The organism is Thermococcus thermotolerans, assembly GCF_024707485.1.
Taxonomy (GTDB): domain Archaea; phylum Methanobacteriota_B; class Thermococci; order Thermococcales; family Thermococcaceae; genus Thermococcus; species Thermococcus thermotolerans.
This window is the reverse complement of the sequence record NZ_CP102602.1, coordinates 1,743,924-1,766,759: the sequence shown is the minus strand read 5'-3', so window position 1 is coordinate 1,766,759 and position 22,836 is coordinate 1,743,924. Positions and strand designations below refer to the sequence as shown.

The window sequence follows — 22,836 nt, the reverse complement described above, 5'->3', positions numbered from 1 at the left end:
AAAATGTAAAAAATGTGGCTGGCTAATGATAATCAAGAAGCCTGAGGATATCGAGCGCTAAAAACGTTGGTATTGGTCCCCCCTGCTCATGATGTTCGCATGGGGCGTAAGAGAAAAAGCCATAGGGGCACTTTCTCAGCTCAAGTGCCTTTGCTATCTCCTCTTTCCCGTCAACCTTGGCCCCCATTGAGTTTAGAGCCAGCAAAGTGTACCTGGTTATTGGTAAAGACCACCACAGGGCGCCTTGTCTGCTGGATTTAATGAACTTAACCGTCTTTTTATCCCCATACCCGTACCCAAGCTCGTTGAGGATCAGGACTGAGTAAAGAGTTATTTCGAGCCGGTTAATTTTTATCTTTGATATTTTGCTACCAAACCCTCCATCACTATCCTTTAGTCCCAAAACAAAGGAGGTCACGTTTTCTTTCCATCTTTCGTCGATTTCAATGCCCAGTTCCCTACTCGTTACAAGCAGGTAGTATATATCCTTTAGCAGGTAGTGGTTTTGATAGACATCCGAGAGGTTCAGGTTGTCGAGGAAGCTTTTCAGAAGGGGTTCTACTGTCTCCTTAAGCTTACTGGGAGGCACACCAAGCTCCTTTAGTGCCTCGTATTCCACCCATATCAGGCTCGGTTTACTCTCCCTTGAGATTTCAGTGAGTAGGTAGTCTCTGACACTCGTCTCATTGGGCACCGTTGAATTCAAAAGCTTGAGAGTTATTACGGAGAAGGCGGTGCCCACCGGATTAGGCACTATGTAGTTTGGAATGCCTACGAAACCTCCGAGTGGCCCTTCAAGGGACCGCAGGTAGCTTACAGTATCCGCCCCAACGTCTCCTCCTGCATAGGTTATCGTCTCCACCGCCCAGTGCGTGGTGTCAAGGTGTCCCTTTTTAGCGCCTCTCGTGTCAGAGTATGCGCCGTCAAGGCACTTGTATTTCTGAATACTCGTTAGTATTTTTCTTCTTAGCGTTTCGTTTTTGATGTGTTCCTCCCTTATGAATCTCGCCATGGTTTTGAGATCAAAGAAACCGAGTCTCTCTATTCTGTCGGACGCCTCATCAAACACGGCCCTCGCGGTCTCATACATCACGGTGTAGTTGGGTATTTCATCGGGGGAGTATCCTGACTCCATGAGAAGCCCCCTGAACTGAAGGAAGTCCCACAAAAAATCCAGTGAGTGTTCCGGCCTCAGCTTGAGCCAGAGAGACATGGAAACGTTCTTCGCCAAGGTAGAATTAAGCAGAATGAGGGTTTTCGCATGCAGGAAGGTCTCGTTTGACTTCCTCATGTCCTCAATGATGAAGTTTTCGAAGGCCTCCCTGTTTCTGAGGCTCATATTGAACTCTTTAAAGAGTGTTAGCAGATAATAGGCATCAAGAACCGAAGGGTAATTCCGACCGTTGTAAAAATTCTCCTCTTCTTCCCTCAGGAACTCTATGGTTTTTTCGAGATGTGTTGGACTAAGGTTCAGAAGGCTCAGCGTCATGATACCGTGATATGTGTGATACAGGCTTGGAAGTATCGTAAATGAAACGTCGCCGTTCCAGCCACCTGTAACCGGATCCTGAGCGAGGTAAAGGCGTTTTACCGTCCAGTTTACCCATGAAGAGGATACTACCTCGGGTGAAATAGGCCGTGTCTTTGTTGCCGAGATGATGAGAGCAATCCCCAATAAAAAAATCAAAATAGTGGCTAGGATTTTGTTTCTCATTGTCCCACCTCAAAATGCTGATGAGTCTATCGCCACATATGTGCTCGTAGAAAGACTCTTAAAGTTGCCCGTTGTAACCTCAAACGTTGCCAAGGGCATGGAACTTACACTGTATATTCTTACTTTGGTGTAGTCCCTAACCGTTAGTGCACCCTCGTATGAATGAGATATCGAGTCGTAATTGTTAATGCTGTCCTCTCCAAATGAACCGTCAATTGAAATCCATGAACTACCACCAGATACTTGGATTGATAATCCCGGAGGTATTGAAATAGTACCTCCTATGCTCCAACCGCTGGCGTATGTTTCTCCTCCAAAAGAGAGTTTGTTGCTCAACTTGATGCTCTTACAGTTGTACTGATATGTGATATAAGGGGGATATTCCGTGATGGCCGTGCTATATGCGTAGTGGTAAACACTGAGGTCTATTGTTTCTACTGGATCATACTGGTCCATTCTGAACCTTGCAGAAAGAGCGGCTCCTACTGATAATTTTATCTTCTTGTTGTCCCGCTCATTCAGTTTAAAAGTGGTGATTCTGTAGTTGCTGTCAGATTTGATTATTGTATTTTCATAGTTGCTTTGTAATCTTATATCCTCCGTCCATTTGTTTAAAACACGCCTTACCATTAGCTGATTAACCCTCTCTAATATATCACCCCTGCCCACCTTCGAAGTTTGCCCTATAATTATCATTCCGTTGTTCATCTTTCTCAGTGGAACATTCACTCCATCAACCGTAATTTTCTCGTTGGTACTAATCTTTTCTAAAGCATCTGTCGTTGGATACTGCTCTGCGTATACTGCCCTTCCTAAGGTTCCAACCATTAGCAGTCCAACGAGGACTGCCAATAGTGGTTTCCACTTCACCCAGTTTACCTCCTCTGAGTTTTTGCATCACCACGTGAGCAACTTGCCTTTATAAATTTTTCCTTTTACCACAAGTAAATTTTCTTCATTTTTTATCCGAGTACGAATTTTTTTAGAGTTGAGTTTTGCTCTTAGAATGAACGAAAAGAAGCCAGAGTAAAAGAGTTGCATAGCCATGCAATAGCTAAACCCTTATATTCTTCTCTTTCCTCAGGTTTTCAGGTGAGAAAAATGAGGGCAGTTGTAATAGGCTCCGGAATCGGCGGTCTTCTAACGGCTTCCTTCCTGGCTAAAAACGGTTACGATGTCACCGTCATCGAAAAGTCACCCCACATCGGCGGCCGCTTTACAAATTTAAACTACAGGGGCTTCGGCCTCTCCACAGGAGCGTTCCACATGCTCCCCCACGGCGAGGACGGGCCTTTGGCTCACCTTCTCAGGCTCCTCAACGCGGACGTCCAAATCGTCAACTCGAAGCCGAAGGGCATGATTCTCTACGGCGGAAAGACCTTCCACTACCGTGATGGCTGGAAGTACCTGAGCTTTACCGAGAAGGCGAAAGCGACAAAGCTCCTCCTTGACATAAAGAGGAACAAACTACCGGCCGGAGAAGAGGCTGAGATGAGAGGCCGCGAGTGGATAAGGGAAAGGATAGGCGACAACGAGTTCGTTGACCTCTTCATCAAGAGCTTCCTCGGCTGGGCCGACAGCGTCCTGGACGTTCCGGCGGGAGAGCTGGCGAGGGAGATAAAGGCGGCGCTGAGATGGGGAGGGCCCGGACTGGTCAATGGAGGGTGTAGGGCGATAACCGGAGAGCTGGCAAGGATAGTGGTAGAAAACGGCGGAAAAATCCTCATGAAGAAGAGGGCCGTCGAAATCGACCCCGAGGCGAAGAGAGTCTTTACTTCCGACGGGGAGGAGTTCGCCTACGACGTCCTCATCTCCAACGTCGGGATAAAGGAAACCGTCGAGCTGATCGGCAGGGAGAACTTCGACCGGGACTACCTCAGGCGCGTTGATTCCCTCAAACCGAGCGAGGGCATCAAGTATAACGTTGCCCTGAAGGGCGGGTCAAGGATAGGGAACACCGTCGTCTTCACCCTTGACACGGAGAGGATAAACGGCTACAACGAGCCGTCATCTCTGAGCCCTGAGCTAGCGAGGGAGGGATATACTCTGGTAATGCTCCACCACGCTTTACAGAGCAGAAACGTCAAGGCCGAGCAGAGGAAGGGCATCGAGGACATCTACCGCATCTTCCCGAACCTCGACGAGGAAGGGGAGATTCTGCTCATCCAGACCTACCTCGACGGGAATCCCGTCAACAGGGTCGCCAGCGGCCAGACCGTCGAGGACTTCCCGATAAGCGATGTTTACATCGTCGGCGACGCCTACAAGCCACCCGGAGGAATCGAGGTTGAGGGCATAGCTCTCGGCGTCATGAGGACACTTGAGAGGCTCGGCCTTGGGGACTTCCGGGAATGGTATCTCTGAGGCAGTTCTTGCCTATCCTTTCTTTACCTTTGCCAACTTATTTTTCCTCCTCTCGAACCTTTTTTCGGTGAACAGTCCTGGCTTCTAACGAACGTTTTTATTCTCCTGCGCTGAGTTATCCATCCCGGAGGTGATGCTCATGAAGAGGGTTGTCATCGCTCTTGGCGGGAACGCTATTCTCCAGCGAGGCCAGAAGGGGACCTACGAAGAGCAGATGGCCAACGTCATGAAAACGGCCAAGCAGATAGTTGACATAATCCTTGACGGTGACTACGAGGTTGTAATCACCCACGGAAACGGTCCGCAGGTCGGGGCGCTCCTCCTCCACATGGACGCGGGTCAGGCCACCCACGGCATCCCGGCCCAGCCCATGGACGTTGCCGGCGCGATGACCCAGGGGCAGATAGGGTACATGATACAGCAGGCGATAAGGAACGAGCTGAAGAGACGCGGGATAGACAAGCCCGTGGCGACGATAGTCACTCAAACCATCGTTGACAAGAACGACCCAGCATTCCAGCACCCGAGCAAGCCGGTTGGACCCTTCTACGACGAGGAGACGGCAAAAAGGCTTGCAAAGGAGAAGGGCTGGGTCGTCATAGAGGACTCCGGCAGGGGCTGGAGGCGCGTCGTGCCGAGCCCGGATCCAAAGGGCCACGTCGAGGCGCCGGTCATAGTTGACCTGGTGGAAAAGGGCTTCATAGTCATAGCCAGTGGAGGCGGTGGCGTTCCGGTCATCGAGGAGGACGGCCAGCTCAAGGGCGTCGAGGCGGTTATAGACAAGGATCTGGCGGGCGAGAGGCTCGCCGAGGAGGTAAACGCGGACATCTTCATGATCCTCACGGACGTGAACGGGGCAGCTATAAACTTCGGAAAACCCGACGAGAGGTGGCTCGGAAAGGTCACCGTCGAGGAGCTCAGAAGGTACTACGAGGAGGGGCACTTCAAGAAGGGCAGCATGGGTCCGAAGGTTTTGGCCGCCATAAGATTCGTGGAGTGGGGCGGCGAGAGGGCCGTCATAGCCCACCTGGAAAAGGCAGTTGATGCACTGGAAGGAAAGACCGGGACGCAGGTCATAAAAGGCTGAACCAAATCCTATAAATACTTCTCTTCCCAAATTTTATCCGGTGATGACATGGCGGACGCGACGACCGGGTTCTTTGGCTCCCTGCTGTGGTGGCTGTTCTTCATGTACATCCTCCTGTGGCCCCAGATGCAGTACAGGAGCCTGCAGCTAGCCAGGGCCAAGATACTGAAGAGGCTCTCGGAAAAGCGGGGCTCAACCGTGATAACGATGATCCACAGGCAGGAGAGCGTCGGGCTCTTCGGAATACCCTTCTACAAGTTCATAAGCATCGAGGACAGCGAGGAGGTGCTCAGAGCTATTAGAGCCGCTCCCAAGGACAAGCCGATAGACCTCATAATACACACCCCCGGAGGGTTGGTTCTCGCGGCAACGCAGATAGCAAAGGCACTGCACGACCACCCGGCTGAAACGCGTGTCATAGTTCCCCATTACGCCATGAGCGGCGGAACGCTCATCGCCCTCGCCGCGGACAGGATAATAATGGATCCGCACGCGGTTTTGGGGCCGGTTGACCCCCAGCTCGGCCAGTACCCCGGGCCGAGCATAGTGAGGGCCGTCGAGAGAAAGGGCGTTGACAAGGTGGACGACCAGACACTCATCCTGGCCGACGTGGCAGAAAAGGCCATCAAACAGGTTCGGGACTTCGTTTACAGCCTCCTGAAGGACAGATACGGCGAGGAGAAAGCCAGAGAACTGGCCCAGATACTCACCGAGGGCCGGTGGACCCACGACTACCCTATTACATACGAGCACGCCAAGGAGCTCGGCCTTCACGTTGAAACAGATGTTCCGGATGAAGTTTATGCTCTCATGGAGCTCTACAGGCAGCCAACAAAGCAGAGGGGCACGGTGGAGTTCATGCCCTACACCCAGAAGGGCGAGAGCTCCTGAAGTGCCGGGTTTTCTATTACTTTAACCTTTTTCGAATTGTTCGCAAAATTTCAGCCAAAAAGTTTTTATTTACTCTCACCGTTTTCAGTCCAGATGTTTGGAGTAAGCTCACGGGCTGTTCTAAAAATAGGGAAGGGGAAGAGAGATGCAAGTGAAAGTGGATCCAGAGGAAATTAAGAGGATCAAGAGGGAGATAGAGGCCCTTGAAAAGGAGAGAAATGAGATAAGGGCCAAACTAGATGAGCTGGAGAAGGAGCTTCAAATCTGGGTTCAGAAGAGGGATGAAAAGAACAACGAGGTCAAGCAACTGCGTCAGAAGGGGCGCGAGTATAAAGCCAAGAGGGATGAAATCAACCAGCAGATACAGGAGCTCAAGAAGAACCGCGAGGAGATAAACGCCAAGCTCGACCTCCTCTACCAGGAGATACTCGAGTACAGGACGAAGAGGGACGAGTACAACCAGCTTCGCAGACTTAAGATGCCGCCGGAGAAAATACAGGAGCGTATAGAGAAGCTGGAGTGGGAGCTCCAGACCAACCCGAACATAACCCCAGACAGGGAGAAGCAGATAGTCGACCAGATCCAGGTTCTCGCAACTGAACTTGAGATAATCCAGCAGGCCCAGAGATTCCACAACAAGCTCGTCGAAACGAGAAAGAAGGTGGACCAGCTCAAGAAGGCCAGGAGGGGCATAAGCATGGAGATACAGAAGCTCGCCAACCAGAGCCAGCAGTTCCACGAGCAGATGATAAAGGCCTTCAACCAGGCCGACGAGGTCAAAAAGGAAGCCGACGAGTACCACGCCAAGGTCGTCGAGCTCAGGGAGAAGATCAAGGAAGTCAGGAAGGAGCTCCGCGAGATCGAGAAGAAGATAAGAGAGTACGACGAGAGGCACAAGGAACTCATAGCCTACAGGCTCGTCGCCAGGATGCGCTCGAAGAAGGACGCCAGCTTCGAGAAGGCCGTTGAGGCCCTTGAGAAGTTCAAGCGCGGGGAAAAGCTAACGCTCGACGAACTGCTCCTCCTCCAGAGGTACAACCTCGTCTGAGGCCTGGCTATGGAAGTCATCCGGCACGAAGGGCCTGGAAGGCTGGGCCTCGTAAGGCTCGGGGAGCACACCTTCAGAACTCCAGCCCTAGTGGGGGTAGACTTCACACTATCCCCGTTCAACTCCTTCTTCCACCCCTCTGAACCGGGGGAGTACGACTTCAATCTGGCTCCCTCTATACCCCTCGGCTTCTACACGCCGGACGATGTAATAGAGAAGGCCATAGGAAGGCTCTGGAGCGTAAACTACGAGGGCTTCAACGCATTTTACCTACCAGCTTTGAGGAGAACGGAGTATTTAGGTGAGTTCTTCAAGATAATTGAACGCCATAACTTCGATGCCGTCTACCTCGGAAACTCAAAGATTCTAGTGAGGGAGTACCGCTACTTCGTGAGAATCCTTCGGGAGCTCCGCGAGAGGTTCCCCAACGCCATGATAATAGCCGACCTGGAGCCGTTCTTCTATCCGCTCGCCGTTTACCTCGGAGTTGATGCCTTCGACACCCGCTCGCTCAAGCTCTACGACTTCGAGGGCAAAGGTTTCACCGGGTACAGCCCCTTCCTGTGGGGGAAGGAGCCCAATTCCCTCGACTTCGCCAGGGAGACTATACTCCTTGTGAGGAAAGCCCTGGAGGAGGGAAAGCTCCGCTACCTCGTTGAGAACTTCTTCAACACCCAGTACCACGCCGGGATACTCCGCATAGCGGATTTAGAGCATCCGGATTACCTTGAGAAGTACACTCCACTCCAGAAGGAGACGGTTTACTTCATAAGCGACGCCTCGATAAGGAGACCGGAAGTTAAGAGGTGGCATTCGAGAGTTGCCGAGCGCTTCGTCCCGCCGAAGAACACTGAACTGGTTCTCCTCTTCCCATGCTCGGCCAAGAAGCCATACTCCTTCTCCCGCTCTCACACCCTCTACCGGAAGGCGGTTAAGGAAGCCCTCGGCTCAGGAATAGCCAGAGTCCACGAGCTGATTCTGACTTCGCCCTTCGGTGTGGTTCCAAGAGAATGGGAATGGCTGGCAAAGTACGACATAGTAGTTACCGGCCATTGGGGCGAGGAGGAGATTAAGCCCGCCGCCGAACTCCTCGCAAAAACCCTTGAGAAGTACCCGAAGGACGTTCCGATAATAGCGCACCTGGATGAAGCCTACGTCGAGATTGCAAAGCTCGCCTCCGAGCTCTCCGGAAGGGAGATAACCTTTACGGAAGCTAGGAACGGCACGACGGGCAGGGAAAGCTTAAAATCCCTCACAGAAACGCTGAGGGAGTTTGAACTTGAGGGTACCAAAGAGGACAGGACGTACCGCTACTTCGAGGGCATAAGGAAGGTCTTTGATTTCTACTTCGGAGTTGGTGCCGGAGAGGCCGTTCTGCCGGACGGCGGGAAAGTCAAGGGCTCCAAGATGCTCCGCCTCTTCGTGGACAACCAGCAGACGGGAACCTTCAGGGACGGAGTGATAAGCGTCACTCCCTATGGAATGCAGAGGATATATGACGCCGTTGGAAGCTACTGGGTGAGGATAGACTTCGAGCTTCGCGGTGACGTCTTCGCAATCGGTGTTGACGAGGCGGACCCGGCGATAAGGCCGGACGACATAGTCGGCATAGTCCGGGATGAGAAAGTTGTCGGCGTCGGGAAGGCCGTTCTGGCCGGAGAGGAGATGGTTCGCTCAAAGAAGGGAGTCGCCGTTAAGGTGAGGAAGAGGGCGTAAGGCCTAAAAACCTCCCTTCAATTCTCCACACATGCCAAAGCACTTCAAGAAAGGCGTCAAGAGGGAGCACCACTTCCTGAAGGGTCTTGAAAAGCCCTTGGAGAGGATAGCAGCCATACCCGGGGTTAAGAAGGTAATCCCCGGCAGGATCTACGCCAGCGATTCTAGGGGCTTTGAGATAAAGGTCTCAAGGGAAACGGCAACCGGTTTGAAGCTGATAGCCAAGAGCGACGGCTCAGTCCAAGACGTGTTTCTTGTGGTTGACAAAGCCGACAGAGAGAGGGTGTGGAGGGAGATAGAGAGGCTCGTGGGGGAGTGGAAGGGTTAAATCTCCTCGATTTTTGGCACCACCTCCTCCGGGATTCCCGTCAGCGCAACCTTTCCCGCTGCTATCACAACTATTCTATCCGCGAACTCCACCAGGGGGCGCCAGATGTGGGACACCACGACCATGTTGGTTCCTTCCTTGGCCTGCTCCCCGATTACTTTCGCCACTTCCTTTATGCCCTCAAGATCCAGGTTAGCCAGGGGCTCGTCGAGGAGCACCAGCTCAGGCCTCCCGAGGAACGCCTGGGTGAGGCTGATCCTCTTGAGCATTCCAGCAGAGTACTCCCCCATCTTCCTGTCGAGGTAATTCACCGCGGAGAAAAGCTCCGCGGCTTCCCTTACCTCGCTCTCTCCCAGTCCCTTGACCTGGGCCAGGTAGTTGAGCCATTCCCTGGCCGTCCTGTGCTTCGGAAGGGCCGGTGGGTCGAAGGAGACGCCTATCCTTTTCCTCAGTTCGTCGTTGCTCCAGGGGTTCTCCCCCAGGACCCTGATCTCTCCCTCGCTCGGCCTGTAGAGGCCGGAGCAGAGGTTCAGGAAGGTGCTCTTTCCACCGCCATTGGGGCCTAGTATCAGCGTTAGTCCTTCGTCAATATCTAAGTTTATTGAATCCAGCGCCACCAGCCTGCCGAAGCGCTTGGTGAGGTTTCTCGCGGTTATCATCTTTTCCTCCCCTCCACGAGCAGGATCGCCGCCAGAATAAGGGCGCTCACTCCACCAAGGCCGTACCTGATGTTGAGCACCATTACCGATGGGTATCTGTTTATGACCCTCACCGCCATTGTTACTGGTGTCATGGTCTGAACCGAGAAGTAGTAGGGGCCGGAATGCTCCAGCATAACCCTGCCCCTGAAGCTTCCGCTCACGTTTCTCTCAAGGACCGCCCTTCCGCTTTCCGGATCAAAGACCCTGATGGCGTATTCGGTTCCCTCGTCGGCGCTGGAGCTGAGCATGACCATTCCCGAGGAGGGCACGATGATTCCCTGCCCCATGAGAACGACCTCGGAAATCGGCTGGGTCAGCGCGTTCTTCTCTATCGGGAACACCAGAACGGTCATGATGACTATGGAAAGCAGCACCGCCTTCAGGAGCCTCATGAGACGTCCCTCCACTCGCTGACTATGAGAGCCATTCCAAGCATCACCACCGGAAGGAGAAGCCCCACGTAGAAGGAACCATCAAGAAACGCCGCTATCCTGTCGGAGGGGTAAAACTGAGCTGTATATGCCTTGAAGAACGCGTTGTCGATCACCGCCGGAGGAAGGCTCCTCAGTTTAAGCACGATGGGCACGTAGAGGAGTGTGATGCTCCCGAGGAGGGAGGCGAAGGTGTTGGGGGAGAGCATAGCCACCAGGGCCGAGATGGACACCACGTAGAGCACCATCATAGCCCAGTACAGGAGATAGCCCGCTAAAAAGCCCTCTCCAAAGAGCGCCCTTCTGATCAGCTCGGGAACGTCCCCGTGAATGTAGATGAAAGCAAGGAACGCCGGTAGGATTGAGGCGAGGAATAGCAGTATCATCGCGGAGAGTGCCTTCGAAAGGACCACCGAGTGGTTCCTGATGGGCAAGCTGTAGACGCTCCTGGCAACCCTTGTGTCCCTATCGTACCTGAGCATCAGCGAGACCAGCAACGCTCCGGTGAGCGCGAAGATCGTGTACTCCTCGACTCCCAGCCTTGGCAGGGTGAGGCCAATGTTCTTGGCCGATTCGGAAACTATTACGCCCTCCGGCCCGGCCACCATGAACACGGTATCGTTGCTCGTCAGGCCGGAAAAGAAGGTGATGCCGAGCATGATGAAGCCAAAGATGAAGACGATGAGGTTGTAGGGATCCTCAAGCTCCCACATTATCTGTGCCCGCATTGCCTCACCTCCTCACCCTCAGGGCCAGGTAAACGGCCGCGACAACTCCAGTCAAAAGGGCTAGCTTGATCCACAGAGAGCCGCTGTCCCTTCTCGATGTACTGGGAACATCATCGACGGAAGGCGCTGGGAGGGTTTGAGTGTCGTCGGAAGTGTCTTTCTCGTCGGTCTCAGCCATTTCCCCAGATTTCATGTCCTCCGCTCCGCTCGAAGGGGGCGAGATGACGATTTCCTGATCCTCCACCGCGGGCTTCTTCTCCAGGTTTACTTCAACTGCCTTTGACTCGTTAGGGGCCAGGATTACCTCCAGGCTCTTCGTGAGATAACCGGGAGCCTTCACGGTGATGTTGTATCGCCCGGGGCTGAGGGTGAGGTTTTTGACATTGACCTCCTTGCCGTTCAAGAGCACCGTCGCGTTGCCCGGATACGTCACGAGGTTGAGTGTCGCGCTGGCAGGGGAGAGCTTCAGGAAAACACTCGCGCTCCCCGTAAGAACCACTGATTCTTTAGCCGAGAGGTTGCCCCTCGAAGCTATGACCGTGTAGTTCCCGGGAGGAAGGAACATCGTGGTGGGTGTGACGGCAAAGGCCCTTAGAACCCCGTCGGTAACCACTATGGAAGCGTTGCCCGGCTCTGAATCGACTTTAAGGGAAACCGCTCTCAAATCTTCCCTCTCCACAGTCAGCGCGGACTTCACCTTTTCCATGTCCACGTTGATGTGGCGGGTTTCGTTGGGAGCAACCTTCACGACGCTTTCGATTAAGTAGTGGTTCTCCGCGATTCCAACGACGTGGGTGTCGAGCCTGTGAATTACCGGAATCCGTATCGTCCCATAGTAACCGACGGCGGTGGCGTTGTGGACATCGTGGGGGATCGCTGGAACGTAGAGGCCCATGGGGGTGTAGAAGATGTATCTATTGTGGCCTCCGTTGATGTAGAACGTTAGGCCCTCGGGAACCGAGGTTATCTCCAGCCGCGCCCAGGGGACGAGATAGGTGGCGTTCCTGACGCTCTCCTGCCGTTCGCTTCCTCCTGAGTACACTTCGACGTAGAAAATACAGGGTTTCCCGTCATCGTCTCCAATGTGCATGAAGGTTCCGTTGAGGGTTATGTACACCTCGTCCCTTCCCCGCACTGCGAGGCCCATCGGGTAGGGGTTCGATATGTTGAGATACCCGGAGTTGCTTCCACACCCACCCGGGAATGCAAACGGATTGAAAGGCGGGTTGAGCTTCTCCCGGCTGTAGTTGGCACTCTCATTGAAGATTGCCCTTATCAACACTATCCCTTCCCCCGAAACTGCCCCCGCAATCCCCGCGGGGTTCACGCGAATTATTGTGGCCTTTTCGGCCACCACCGAAACCCTGGCAACCACCGTGACGTTTCCGGTTATCCTGACGGTGTAGTTTCCCGGCTTGAGCACCAGGCCAACGGGAGTGGCATAAGAGCCCACCCCAACTATCTCAGCCACGGTTCCGGGCGCCTCAACGGACAGGTAGCCTGGCCTCTCCATCGTGCTTTCCTCGGCTGAATACGCCGGGGGAACGAGCAGACCGGCCACCAAAAACGCCAGGAAAATGAGCTTCCACCTCACCGCTTCCACCTCCTTTCCGTCCACAAAGCTATCATAGCGAGAACGACGAGCGAGAGGACGAAGAAGTACTTAACCGGCGTCGAAGGTGAACGTCCGCTTCCATAGTCAGGGAGCTTGACGTTGGTGTCGTAGAGGTTGAAACCTTGAGCATACCACTCCTTATCCACCTTGCCCTCATCGATGAGCTTGTGAAGCTTCCGTGAGTTCACCCTGTCAAGAGCAATCGCTCCTATAACCCCCAAACTTGTTAGTTCTGATGTCATGTCCGTGAAAATCGTTGCTATAAGAACACCCGTGTCCGGTTCGTAAATCAGCTCAGTTATTATGGTATGGCCCTCACCTCTTGTTAGATCATCAATAACGTATGCCCCCCTGCTCTCAACAAACAGGTAGGGTGGGATAAAGTCCCTGTAGTGGGTGTGAAGGATTTTGTCCTCCATCCACGTGAACGAGACGTTAGTTATGACGATATCATCCCCCTTAAGGTCATACTTCTTCATAAAAGCCGGGGTGAGGAGATAATCACCCTTTTTCGGCGGGCTGGCAGGATTTATGAAGAACGTAGGTGGCCCGATTGGGGTACCATCCTCCTCATAATACACCATATCGCTCAGGTTTAAGCGGAGGACTCTCGAAAGAACCAAGCGGGGAATGATTTCACCCGGCCTCACACTCACGTTGTTCATTTCAAGCGTAACCCTCACGAGAGCCGTTTCGTTGGTGACGTTGAGGATTTCAAAAGTCAGGTACGAATCGCCCGTAACGAAGAGAGATATCAGGGTGCGGTTGTCAATCTCCAAAGGACTGCCATCTTCTTTAGAGGTCTTTTTAATTCTGTTGTAGGTGTCCTTCGGGAGGAGTCTTGGCCAGATCATGAAGATGTTTACCTCATTTTTCTCAGGGTTTTCAGGCATTTTCATTGCGTATTTGATGTAGGTTCCTTCTTTGAACCAATATGGGAGCGAGTAAACTGGGGATGTGGTTGCTGAGACTGCCAAGAGTGCTAGGATAACAATGGTGGTTTTCTTCATTCCCTTCTCCACCTCCAGTTAAGGACTGCAGCGATGACCAAGAGCGCTAGTGAAGCCGCGAAGAAGTACTTCATTCCTGTTCTTGGGGTTGCTGTGGAAGAAGTTTCAGGGAATTTAATGTTAGTATCGTAGAGGTTGAAGCCAGGATTCCAGAGCCCATGGGGGGTTCCGCCCCGATCCTTAAGCCTCTCATTCCTTTCGGCGGCTGAATAATCATAACTATCGCCGTTTATTACTCCGAGGGCCAGCAACTCTGGAGTTACATCAAAAGATCCTGTTATCAAGACCCCAGTATCAAAATCATAGATGTAGTTACTCCAAATTGTAGCTGAGTAATAACCGTCACTGAGTTTCCAGTAGAAAGGAACCTGTGAGCTGGATATGTGGATATATGGGGGTTCAAAAGTGCGATAGTATGTGTTTAACTTTGTATGCTCCCACAAAGAATAAGATACATTGTCCACGAGAATGTCTTGGGTTGCAGCACCCAATTTCCCGACACGGCTCATATTTACCAGTAGACTTCCTTTGAGGGGCAGATTCTCTGGAAAGACAAGAAAAGTTGGCCTTCCGAGTACTGAACCGTTGTTATCTATGTACTCCATGCGTCTAAGATCTAATGTGAGGGTCGTGGACATGACAATCTTCTTTAGATAATATCTGTTGTAAATCCAGACATCGTTAAGTTCGAGAGTGGTGTTTACAAGTGCAGTCTCATTTTGCACATCCAATATCCTGAACGTCAGAAATACGTTTCCCCGAACCACTAAGGATACAAGCTCATCTGCACCTGTACCAGTTAGACGTTTTAAAATTAAATCCCGGGATTGATTTGGTATTTGGGATAGGTAAACCTCAAAGATATTAACATCATATTCTTGGGGATTGTCGGGAGTTAGCAGGGCATATTTTAAATAAACCCCCTCTAAGGACAGGGTATGAACAGACGACACTGGAGAAATCAATAATACAGCAAGCTCGAGGATAATAAAAAAAAGAGATAAAAGAGAGATATTTTTCATCAATTCACCTCCAGTAATTAGGTAGGTATGCTATTGCAGTGTCTTTGTATGGCTCAGAGTACCTCTTGTAAACTACCTTGTAATATGCAAAAGAAGAAGTAACTCTATGCTCTGGCTGATACCATTCCATTCCCTTTGCTGTGGCTGTTCCGTAGACGGTGTCTGTGAGGACCATCTTGAACTGGCCGTTGCATACGAGTACTTGCCCGTGTATGCCGGCCCAGACCCATTCGTTGTCGCTCCACTGCCTAACGTCGCTGTTGTGGTCCCATGGCGTCCAGCAGCTTTGGGTGGAGGCGTTGCTGCCTGCGGCGTTCACGAGGCCAATCAACAGTCCTCCAACCAGGAGGACTCCGAGCAGTATCCTACGCTTCATGGTAGCACCCCCTTTGAGGGCATTAGTAATGACGTGCCGGACCTTATAAGTCTTACGTTTTAAAGTTATGTTAAATACACCTGAGTTAGTGAATGCAAAAACAGCTAGTGCCGGTTGTACAGTAACAAACCAGAATTAAGTAACCAACGTATTTGATTTCCAAAAAGTCTCGGATCGAACCCTCAATGAACCTAAAATGTTAAAGTGGAGAGTGACTTAAATCTCTCCCCTTCCCTCAAAGAACGCCTCAAGCTCCTCGTCGCTTACCTCATCGTCAGCCTCAGTGTATCCGAGCTCCCTCTTCTGAAGTTCTATCAGTCCCGGCGTGAGGAGGAGCTTTCCATCGAGCTTTGGAACAGCGTAGTGGAGCGTTATCTCGCTGAACTCGTCGAGCTTTATCGTGGGGTTCAGCTCGTATTCGATCTCCTCCAGCCTCTTTCCCTCTGCTATCAGTTTCGCCACTATCGCCGAGCCGTCTATGGAGAACTGCACGCTCCCGATGTGCCTGGCCTTCGCGCCCTCGATCTTCTCGGTTATGAACTTCTTGGTCTTCCCCGTGAACTCGAAGTCGCCGAGTATTCCGCCGACGACGATTATGCTGTCCTCGTCGATGTCCTCCGGCTTCAGCTCCTCCTCTGCGAAGGGATCGAGGATTATCAGCTTCGAGCGGTCGAAGGGAAACTCGGTAACACTGGCCGTTATCACACTCCCCAGCTTCGCCAGCTCTTCCCCCTCCTCTGGGAGAACGTTGGTGAATATCAGCTTTTCACCCCACCACTCGCTCGCGTGCCGGTACTCCAGCAGAACCCACTCCCTCAGCTCCTCAAGGTGCTCGATTATCAGGTACGGCATGAGCATCACCGGGGGAGCTTTAGGGTTAGGCCTTAAAAGTCTGCCGACTTCCCGGAACTGCCCAGTTAGAGTTTTTAATCCCGAAGGCGGACTCCATGGTATGAGCTTTAGGGAAAAGTATTCAAGACTGGGCGAGAAGTACGAGCGCATAGACGGGCCGCTTGAGAGGTTCTTTGACCCCCTGAGGAGGAAGGCGGCCGCCTTTGTTTCCGGAAAGGTTTTGGAGGTCGGTGTGGGGACGGGCTTGATGCTTCCCTACTATCCAAAGACCATTGAACTTCACGCGGTTGATGCAGTCCCAGAGATGGTGGAAGCCGCCAGGAAAAAGGCCAAGAAACTCGGCCTGAACGCCCACTTCTACGTCATGGACGCCGAGAACCTTGAATTCCCGAACGGGAGCTTCGACACGGTCGTGAGCGCCTTCGTGTTCTGTACTGTGCCGAACCCGGAGAAGGCGATGAAAGAAATCCATCGCGTCCTGAGGCCGGGCGGGAGGGTGGTATTCCTCGAACACACAAAAAGCGACTGCAAGCTGATCAACTGGCTCTTCCTCAAGCCCCTTGACATTCTCCTCGGGTGGCTAATAGAGGACAACACCCTCCGGGAAACCCACAGACTGGTGGGAGAGTACTTCAAGGTCGAGCACGAGGAGAGCCGCTACCACGGGATTGTAAGGCTTATTGTGGGGAGAAAGGAGGGATAAAACTTTTAAAGTCCGAGGATGCCTTATATTACGGGCTGGACAGCGCGGTGGTAGTCTAGCCTGGTCTAGGACACCGGCCTCCCAAGCCGGTAACCCGGGTTCAAATCCCGGCCACCGCACCAGAATATTCTGGTGAACGCATCTTTTCTAGACTCAACAGTTTTTGGGACGACGTCTTCTCCAAAAACAATCTATGGAAATATCACCCATGAAGGATAAAAACCGAGAAAATCCAAAAAGAGAAAAGCTCACTTCAGCTTTTCGAGAATTATGGCGGGGCAGACCTTTGTAACGCCCTCGATTTTGCCTATCCTGTTGGAGATTATGTCGGAGAGATCCTCCCCGTCCTTGGCCCATACCTCGGCCATTATCATGTGGTCACCGCTGGTGAGGTAGACGGTACGCACAAATTCCAGTTCCTTTAGTTTGTTGGCCACTTCAAATATCTTCTCGGGGAGGGTATCGACCCCGGTCAGGCTGACCAGGTTGTAGCCGAGCTTCGACGGGTCAACGACAACGGTGTACTGCCTTATCACCCCCGCCTCCTCAAGGGCCTTAACCCTCTTCCTGACGGCTGTCTCGCTGATGCCCAGAACCTTGGCTATCTCCGTGAAAGGAGTACGGGCATCCCTGGTGAGCATCTCTATTATGATCCTGTCCCTTTCATCAAGCATTTTTCATCACCTCTGTTCAATGTTATGCAGACTAAGTATATTAAGTTTTTGAACCTATTGGTTCTAAAGTTAAACCTTGAGTTTAAGTTTGACAACCGTCTCCACGTGGGGTGTATGCGGGAACATGTCGAGGCCAACTGCACTCTCAACGGAGTATTTCTCGGAGAGGACATTCAGGTTGTCTCTGAGTGTCTTTGGATTGCAGGAGACGTAAACGATGGTTTGCGGTCCCTCTTTTAAGAATTTTCTTACCAATCTCGGATGCAGCCCTGCCCTCGGCGGATCCACGATTACCGTGTCGTATTTCGAAAGATTTTCGACATCTTTGTCCTCTCCAATCCTGAAGGTTGCCTCAACGCCGTTCAGCTGGGCGTTTTTATTGGCCATCTCCACGGCGAAGGGATTGACCTCCACCCCCTCCACGCTAAAGCCCCGCTTGGCGAGGTATATTCCAAAGGTCCCAACGCCAGAGTACAGGTCGAGCACCCGCTCGCCGTCAATTAGTTTGGCCACCTCCCTGAGGAGGTTGACCGCCCCATAGCTGTTGGTCTGGAAAAAGCTGTTGGGATGTATGAGGTAGGTAACGTCGTCGAGCCTTTCTCGTATAAACTCGGAGCCCCAGAACCTTTCCACATCGCCGTAGGAGACATCGCTCTTGGTCCTGTTAACGCTCCAGTAGACCGAGGTGGCGTAGTCGAAGTATTCAGGGAACTCCGCTGGAAGCTCACCCTCCGAGGTGACGAGGTTCACCATAAGCTCTCCCGTGAACTTGCCCTCCCGGATAACTATGTATCTCAAAAACCCCTCGTTCCTGCGGATCTCATACAGGCTCGGTTTAAAGTCCTCTATGAAGTCCCTCAGGGAGCGGAGAACCTTCCGGCTGGAGTCGCCGAAGACGGGACACCCCTCAATATCGACAGCGTCCCACCACGTACCGCGCCGCCTGAAGCCGATACCGTTTGTCGAAATAACAACATCAATACGATTTCTGTGACCATATATCACTGATGACGGGATAACATTGACATCAAAACCCAGAATTTGGGACAACTTGTCAGATTTGAACCTGACCTGTTCGTCGTAGGGAATATGCTGGAGCAGGCACCCGCCGCATGTCCCGAAGTGGGGGCACCTCGGCTCAATCCGCATCGGAGAAGGCTTTGTCACTTCAAAATCGGTCGCCACGAGGGTTCTCTTCCTCTTTCGCCATCTCCTTACCTCCACCTCGTCGCCAGGTGCCGTGAAGGGAACATGGACATCCCTCTTTCCAAGCCTCACAACTCCCAGTCCCTCGTTGTCAAGCCTCTCAACGATCCCGCGCATGATTCCCTCTTCAGCAGTCGCTTTATAAACCTGCCCTTGTACATGTGCCAATCCTGTCCACAGAAGGTTTATTTAGGTGGTATGAGTAACTGAATATTGGTGCCCCTGATGTTCGGCAGGCGTAAGGACGTTGTTTATAAGGTTCTTGCCACCAAAAAGAGGGCCGTGGCGCTCCAGGCCCTGAGTGCCGAGCTTGAAACACCAATGCCCGCGGTTCTCAAAACCGTCAAACAGCTTGAATCCGACGGTCTGGTGGAGGTCTTCTACGGCCAGAACAAGGCTTCAATAATGGTCAGGGCAAAGACCATAGAGGATTTCATCTGACTCCCAAATTATTTTTAAATAATGCGATGATGGAGGCCCGGACAGTGGTATCAGTGGTGATAACCGGCAGGGGTGGCGCTGGAAAAACCACAATGACCGCCAACCTAGGCACGTACTTTTCCAAGAACGGATACAGGACACTCGTCATAGACGGTGACCTGTACCTGCCCAAACTTTCATTTCATTTCGGGATATACAACCCGATATACAACCTGCACACCCTCCTGAAAAATCCCAAAATGCGCGCTCTGGATGCCGTCTACCACGACATCAACACAGGTGTCGATGTGCTTCCGGGTAGCTCAAGGCTGTACGATGTCATCGACCTCGACAACAAACGACTCAGGAACATCGTGAGGGAGATTTCAACGAGGTACCAGCTGACGATAATAGACTCCCCAGTTGGCATACCCTTCGACACTATATCGACCTTCCGGCTCGCTCAGTATCAGCTCATCGTGCTCGAAATAGAGCGCTCCCCGATACGCTCGATCCACAGAATGATCGAGAACGAAGTCATCAAGCTCAAGGCCCTGGGCGAGGCCTACGGGCTGAGGGTAGGGGTAATAATAAACAAGGTCAGGGAATCGTCCCACAACATCGATGACGTTGTGGACTTCCTTGAGTACAGCGTCGATATCCCCGTTGTCGGGATCATCCCCTACGACCATAAGGTTCCTGAAGCAACAAACATAGGGAGACCTGTTCTCGACTACGCACCCCACGCTCCGGCGTCAAAGGCCATTAGGGAGGCCGGCGACATCCTGAACGAGTGGATATTCGGAAAGAGGAGGGAGGGCCTGCTCCACAGGCTATATGAGGCAATAAGCTCATTCCTCCACTCCGGCAGAGTCCCTGCGGGCAAAAAGCTCTGAGACCGTGACAAGGGGTATGAATCTGTACCTCTTTCCTATTCTCTCGCCTGCCCCCTCTTCCCTGTCAACGACCACGCTTATGGTGACTATCTCAGCTCCGGCCTTCTCCAGAACCTCAGCGGCTTTCAGAACACTTCCGCCGGTTGTTGTGACATCCTCGACGAGGAGGATCCTATCGCCGGGCATGACCTCGCCCTCTATCTGGCTCCCCGTACCGTGCCCTTTGGGCTTCTTGCGGACTATGACGAGGGGCTTTCCGGTTTCCAGCGATAGGGCCGTCGCTATCAGCACGGCCCCAAGCTCGGGACCGGCAACGCGGTCGAAGTTTATCCCGGCCTTTTGGACTTCTTCCGCCATCAGCCTCGCGATAAGTTTGAGTGCATTAGGGTTCGTGCTGAGCCTCTTGACGTTTATGTAATAGTCACTCTCCTTCCCCGAAGTGAGCACAAAATGCCCGAAGAGTATGGCCCCCTCGGAGAAGAACATATCAATGAGCTGATCCTTCATGTCCCCCATTTTGAACACCCTAATGTAAATTTTCCTGCGGGTCACGGGTGAGATATACACCGAATTTAAAAAAGTTGGGGCCAACTTTAATAAAGAGTGATGGTGGAGAGAATACCATGCTCACACCGGAAAGGGTCATCGGATACTACTTCGGGGTCATAACCATAGCTGGCGGCCTCTCCGTTCTGCTGGCAGTTAGATACACCCTCCGGAGATGGCGCTCCTTCCCCGAGAGCGGCTGGAAGGTTCAATCCTTCGCCATCGGAGTGCTCGGCCTCATTATAGCCTCGATCCTTGAGGCACCCCTTCTGTTCCTCAAGACGTGGGTTGCACTGGCCTTCGCGGCGGGGATAGTCGAAGAGTCGGTGAAGCTCCTGCCCCTGAAGTTCTTCGAGCGCTCTCAGGAGTGGGAGAAATGGAAGCTCGTCATTGGTACCGGACTGTTCCTGGGAGTCGTGGAAGGAATAATGTACACCGCTGGAATCTTCGCCCTTAACCAACCGGCTTATCTCGTGGGTGTCAGACTAGTTCTCGTTGGACTGCACACTGTGTGGGCGGCCATCACGATAGGCTTTCTGCTAGGCGAGACCGGATGGAAGCGCTTCACTGGTCTGGCCTTCTCGATGATCGCCCATGCCCTCTATGATCTCCCACCACTGGCAGTTGCCGACGGCTACCCCGGAACCGTTGTGGCTTATCTTGCCGGACTGTCGACAGGTTTCCTCATCGTGACACCGCTAATGGCAAAAAAGGCCGCCGAGCTGGCGGGGAGACTTGTTCCAGAGAAGGATGAAGGAACGGGCGAAGTGCCGGAGAATATTGAAGAGACGGAGGAAATCAGCGCTTCGCCTTAAACCGTTCCTGGAACTCGTAAAGCTGGGCTATGCGCTCGATAGTGTCCGCTTCCTCCGGACTCTTGTCCTCCCTCAAAGCGACGTAGCGCGGGAAGCGGAGGGCAAAGCCGCTCTCGTACTTCGGGCTCTTCTGTATCTCCTGGTAGGTGACCTGGATAACGACCTTCGGCTCTATCTCGACGTACTTGCCTTCCTCGCGAACTATGAGCGGCTTGAGCATCCTGGTGAACTCTGCCAAGTCCTCGTCGGTGAAGCCGCTCCCGACCTTTCCGACCGGGACGAACTCTCCGCTGTGGGGGTCAAAGGCCGCAACCAGGAAGGAGCCGAGGAGGTGTGCGCGCCTTCCTTCACCCCATTCGGCGCCGATTATAACGAGGTCGAGGTCCTCCATCGTGGGCTTTATCTTGAGCCACTTCTTGCCCCTGTTTCCCGGCTCATAAACCGAATCCAGGCGCTTCGCCATCAGTCCCTCGTGGCCGATCTCAAGGGCTTTCTTATAGAACGCCTCGGCCTCCTCGACGCTGGTGGTTACCAGCTGCTCAGCCAGCCTTATCCGCTCCCCCGGAGAGATTATCCCCTCCAGCCTCTTTCTGCGCTCGGAGAAGGGCGTGTCTATCAGACCCTCACCGTCAACGTAGAGGACGTCGAAGAGGTTCAGCTCCAGCGGGATTTTTTCCACCATCTCCTCGATGTTGTACTTTCTCCTGAAGCGCCTCAGCACGTACTGGAAGGGCCGGGGCTTCCCGCCCTCGCCCACGGCAACGAGCTCGCCCTCCACGATGGCCTTTTCAGCTTTTACGCTCTCCAAAACAGCGTCAACAACCTCGGGGATGGACTTCGTCACGTTCTCCAGCCGGCGGGAGTAGATAACAACCCTGCTACCATCCTTGTGAACCTGGACGCGCGCGCCGTCGTACTTTATCTCGAATACCGCCTTCCCACCCATCTCCGCCAGGGCTTCCTTCACACTGGCCGCGTTCTGGGCGAGCATCGGTCTTATAGGCTTGCCCACCTGAATTCTGACCTTTGAGAGGCCATCATTGCCCTCAAGTTTGGCCACCTTCGCCACGTATCCGAAGTCGCTGGTGAGCATGTAGGCCCTCTCGACGAGCTCTGCCTTGACTCCAAAGGCGCTCGCTATGGCGTCCCTCATGAGTCCCTCGGCAACGCCGGTTCTCATCGTTCCCAGAACCGTTCTGGCGAGGTACTTGCCCTCCTCGGGTTGAGCATCCATGAAGAGGTTGGCCAGGTACTTCAGCTTTCTGTCCTGACTGCCCTGCCCGCTCGCCTCTGCTATCTTAATGAACGTGCCGTAAACGCGCTTTATCGTGAGGGGCTGGGAGAAGAAGCTCTTCTGCTTTTTCTTCTTCAGGGCAAGGGCGACGCTCTCTCCCAAATCGCCGGTGTCCCTCACCGAGTTCTCTATCTCCCTCTCGGGAACGCCGGTTGCCATGGAGACGGCCTTTATGAGGAGCTTCTCACCAACGCCGAGTTCTCTCTCATCCCAGTCGGGAAATACCTTTCCGAGAATGAGGTACGGTATTATCTCAAGGAGCTCATCGGGGGTTCTCTTCAGAAAATCGGAGACGAACCTCGTCTTGAGGGTCTTGAGTGTCGTTTTTTCAAGGCGTCTGTAAAGGTCGGCCAGTTCGGCGTATTTCATCCCCACCACCTGGGATAGGTTAGGGGGAAG

General features: G+C 52.9%; 24 protein-coding genes and 1 tRNA gene. 11 read left to right on the top strand and 14 right to left on the bottom strand.

Annotation, left to right across the window (positions count from 1 at the left end; genetic code table 11):
* Nucleotides 1-22 precede the first annotated feature (22 nt).
* Together NUS69_RS09990 and NUS69_RS09985 are read right to left on the bottom strand one after the other, a co-directional pair.
* Entirely contained in the window at nt 23-1,714 is a 1,692-nt protein-coding gene (locus NUS69_RS09990) for a prenyltransferase/squalene oxidase repeat-containing protein (protein ID WP_258083610.1), read from the bottom strand.
* Between the two features lie 9 nt (nt 1,715-1,723).
* Nucleotides 1,724-2,584 (bottom strand): hypothetical protein, encoded by an 861-nt coding sequence (locus tag NUS69_RS09985; RefSeq protein ID WP_258083609.1) that lies wholly within the window; start codon nt 2,582-2,584, stop codon nt 1,724-1,726.
* 231 nt (nt 2,585-2,815) lie between these two features.
* Here NUS69_RS09985 and NUS69_RS09980 point away from each other — a divergent pair, with 231 nt between their 5' ends.
* From NUS69_RS09980 to NUS69_RS09955, 6 genes are all read left to right on the top strand, one after another.
* Complete coding sequence (locus NUS69_RS09980) at nt 2,816-4,078, top strand: phytoene desaturase family protein (protein WP_258085091.1); 1,263 nt, start codon at nt 2,816-2,818, stop codon at nt 4,076-4,078.
* 139 nt (nt 4,079-4,217) lie between these two features.
* Nucleotides 4,218-5,165 carry a carbamate kinase gene (gene arcC / locus NUS69_RS09975; protein WP_258085090.1) on the top strand — a complete coding sequence of 316 codons (948 nt, stop codon included), beginning with the start codon at nt 4,218-4,220 and terminating at the stop codon, nt 5,163-5,165.
* Between the two features lie 48 nt (nt 5,166-5,213).
* On the top strand, nt 5,214-6,056 hold the full coding sequence (locus NUS69_RS09970; protein ID WP_258083608.1) for an SDH family Clp fold serine proteinase: 843 nt from the start codon (nt 5,214-5,216) through the stop codon (nt 6,054-6,056).
* Between the two features lie 145 nt (nt 6,057-6,201).
* Nucleotides 6,202-7,104, top strand: a complete 903-nt coding sequence (locus tag NUS69_RS09965; RefSeq protein WP_258083607.1) for a coiled-coil protein — start codon at nt 6,202-6,204, stop codon at nt 7,102-7,104.
* Between the two features lie 9 nt (nt 7,105-7,113).
* Nucleotides 7,114-8,820 carry an archaeosine synthase subunit alpha gene (gene arcS, locus NUS69_RS09960; protein WP_258083606.1) on the top strand — a complete coding sequence of 569 codons (1,707 nt, stop codon included), beginning with the start codon at nt 7,114-7,116 and terminating at the stop codon, nt 8,818-8,820.
* A 31-nt stretch (nt 8,821-8,851) separates the two neighbouring features.
* The gene (locus NUS69_RS09955) at nt 8,852-9,148 is read left to right on the top strand and encodes a DUF2103 domain-containing protein (RefSeq protein WP_258083605.1); all 297 of its coding nucleotides are present in this window, start codon (nt 8,852-8,854) and stop codon (nt 9,146-9,148) included.
* On the opposite strand, the gene NUS69_RS09950 is transcribed toward NUS69_RS09955, so the two are convergent.
* The 8 genes from NUS69_RS09950 to NUS69_RS09915 all read right to left on the bottom strand — a co-directional run bounded on the left by NUS69_RS09950 (nt 9,145) and on the right by NUS69_RS09915 (nt 15,883).
* Entirely contained in the window at nt 9,145-9,807 is a 663-nt protein-coding gene (locus NUS69_RS09950; protein WP_258083604.1) for an ABC transporter ATP-binding protein, read from the bottom strand. The two genes, NUS69_RS09955 and NUS69_RS09950, sit on opposite strands and share 4 nt — an antisense overlap.
* Nucleotides 9,804-10,241, bottom strand: a complete 438-nt coding sequence (locus tag NUS69_RS09945; protein WP_258083603.1) for a hypothetical protein — start codon at nt 10,239-10,241, stop codon at nt 9,804-9,806. The genes NUS69_RS09950 and NUS69_RS09945 overlap by 4 nt, the downstream gene beginning before the upstream one ends.
* Nucleotides 10,238-11,008, bottom strand: a complete 771-nt coding sequence (locus NUS69_RS09940) for an ABC transporter permease (RefSeq protein WP_258083602.1) — start codon at nt 11,006-11,008, stop codon at nt 10,238-10,240. Before NUS69_RS09940 ends, NUS69_RS09945 begins: the two co-directional genes overlap by 4 nt.
* A 4-nt stretch (nt 11,009-11,012) precedes the next feature.
* On the bottom strand, nt 11,013-12,602 hold the full coding sequence (locus NUS69_RS09935; RefSeq protein ID WP_258083601.1) for a PEGA domain-containing protein: 1,590 nt from the start codon (nt 12,600-12,602) through the stop codon (nt 11,013-11,015).
* A complete protein-coding gene (locus NUS69_RS09930; protein WP_258083600.1) occupies nt 12,599-13,633 on the bottom strand; it encodes a hypothetical protein in 1,035 nt (344 codons plus the stop codon). The genes NUS69_RS09935 and NUS69_RS09930 overlap by 4 nt, the downstream gene beginning before the upstream one ends.
* Nucleotides 13,630-14,655 carry a hypothetical protein gene (locus NUS69_RS09925; protein WP_258083599.1) on the bottom strand — a complete coding sequence of 342 codons (1,026 nt, stop codon included), beginning with the start codon at nt 14,653-14,655 and terminating at the stop codon, nt 13,630-13,632. The genes NUS69_RS09930 and NUS69_RS09925 overlap by 4 nt, the downstream gene beginning before the upstream one ends.
* 4 nt (nt 14,656-14,659) lie before the next feature.
* Nucleotides 14,660-15,031, bottom strand: coding sequence for a hypothetical protein (locus NUS69_RS09920; RefSeq protein WP_258083598.1), 372 nt, complete (start codon nt 15,029-15,031; stop codon nt 14,660-14,662).
* Nucleotides 15,032-15,247: 216 nt separating this feature from the next.
* Nucleotides 15,248-15,883, bottom strand: coding sequence for a hypothetical protein (locus NUS69_RS09915; RefSeq protein ID WP_258085089.1), 636 nt, complete (start codon nt 15,881-15,883; stop codon nt 15,248-15,250).
* A 100-nt stretch (nt 15,884-15,983) separates the two neighbouring features.
* Here NUS69_RS09915 and NUS69_RS09910 point away from each other — a divergent pair, with 100 nt between their 5' ends.
* Together NUS69_RS09910 and NUS69_RS09905 are read left to right on the top strand one after the other, a co-directional pair.
* Nucleotides 15,984-16,586: a class I SAM-dependent methyltransferase gene (locus tag NUS69_RS09910; protein ID WP_258083597.1), complete on the top strand. Its 603-nt coding sequence runs from the start codon at nt 15,984-15,986 to the stop codon at nt 16,584-16,586.
* A 44-nt stretch (nt 16,587-16,630) separates the two neighbouring features.
* Nucleotides 16,631-16,708 (top strand) — tRNA-Gly (locus NUS69_RS09905).
* Between the two features lie 126 nt (nt 16,709-16,834).
* Here NUS69_RS09905 and lrpA read toward each other — a convergent pair.
* Together lrpA and rlmD are read right to left on the bottom strand one after the other, a co-directional pair.
* A complete protein-coding gene (gene lrpA / locus NUS69_RS09900; RefSeq protein WP_258083596.1) occupies nt 16,835-17,260 on the bottom strand; it encodes an HTH-type transcriptional regulator LrpA in 426 nt (141 codons plus the stop codon).
* A 69-nt stretch (nt 17,261-17,329) separates the two neighbouring features.
* Nucleotides 17,330-18,583 (bottom strand): 23S rRNA (uracil(1939)-C(5))-methyltransferase RlmD, encoded by a 1,254-nt coding sequence (gene rlmD / locus NUS69_RS09895; RefSeq protein WP_258083595.1) that lies wholly within the window; start codon nt 18,581-18,583, stop codon nt 17,330-17,332.
* 108 nt (nt 18,584-18,691) lie between these two features.
* Here rlmD and NUS69_RS09890 point away from each other — a divergent pair, with 108 nt between their 5' ends.
* Both NUS69_RS09890 and NUS69_RS09885 read left to right on the top strand, forming a co-directional pair.
* A complete protein-coding gene (locus NUS69_RS09890; protein ID WP_055428457.1) occupies nt 18,692-18,907 on the top strand; it encodes a helix-turn-helix domain-containing protein in 216 nt (71 codons plus the stop codon).
* A gap of 44 nt (nt 18,908-18,951) precedes the next feature.
* On the top strand, nt 18,952-19,782 hold the full coding sequence (locus NUS69_RS09885; RefSeq protein ID WP_258085088.1) for a MinD/ParA family ATP-binding protein: 831 nt from the start codon (nt 18,952-18,954) through the stop codon (nt 19,780-19,782).
* On the opposite strand, the gene pyrE is transcribed toward NUS69_RS09885, so the two are convergent.
* Nucleotides 19,738-20,298 (bottom strand): orotate phosphoribosyltransferase, encoded by a 561-nt coding sequence (gene pyrE, locus NUS69_RS09880; protein ID WP_258083594.1) that lies wholly within the window; start codon nt 20,296-20,298, stop codon nt 19,738-19,740. The two genes, NUS69_RS09885 and pyrE, sit on opposite strands and share 45 nt — an antisense overlap.
* Nucleotides 20,299-20,405: 107 nt before the next feature.
* Between pyrE and NUS69_RS09875 the strand changes: the two genes are divergently transcribed.
* The gene (locus NUS69_RS09875; protein ID WP_258083593.1) at nt 20,406-21,143 is read left to right on the top strand and encodes a PrsW family glutamic-type intramembrane protease; all 738 of its coding nucleotides are present in this window, start codon (nt 20,406-20,408) and stop codon (nt 21,141-21,143) included.
* Here NUS69_RS09875 and NUS69_RS09870 read toward each other — a convergent pair.
* On the bottom strand, nt 21,127-22,806 hold the full coding sequence (locus tag NUS69_RS09870; RefSeq protein ID WP_258085087.1) for an ATP-dependent DNA ligase: 1,680 nt from the start codon (nt 22,804-22,806) through the stop codon (nt 21,127-21,129). The genes NUS69_RS09875 and NUS69_RS09870 overlap by 17 nt on opposite strands.
* Nucleotides 22,807-22,836 lie beyond the last annotated feature (30 nt).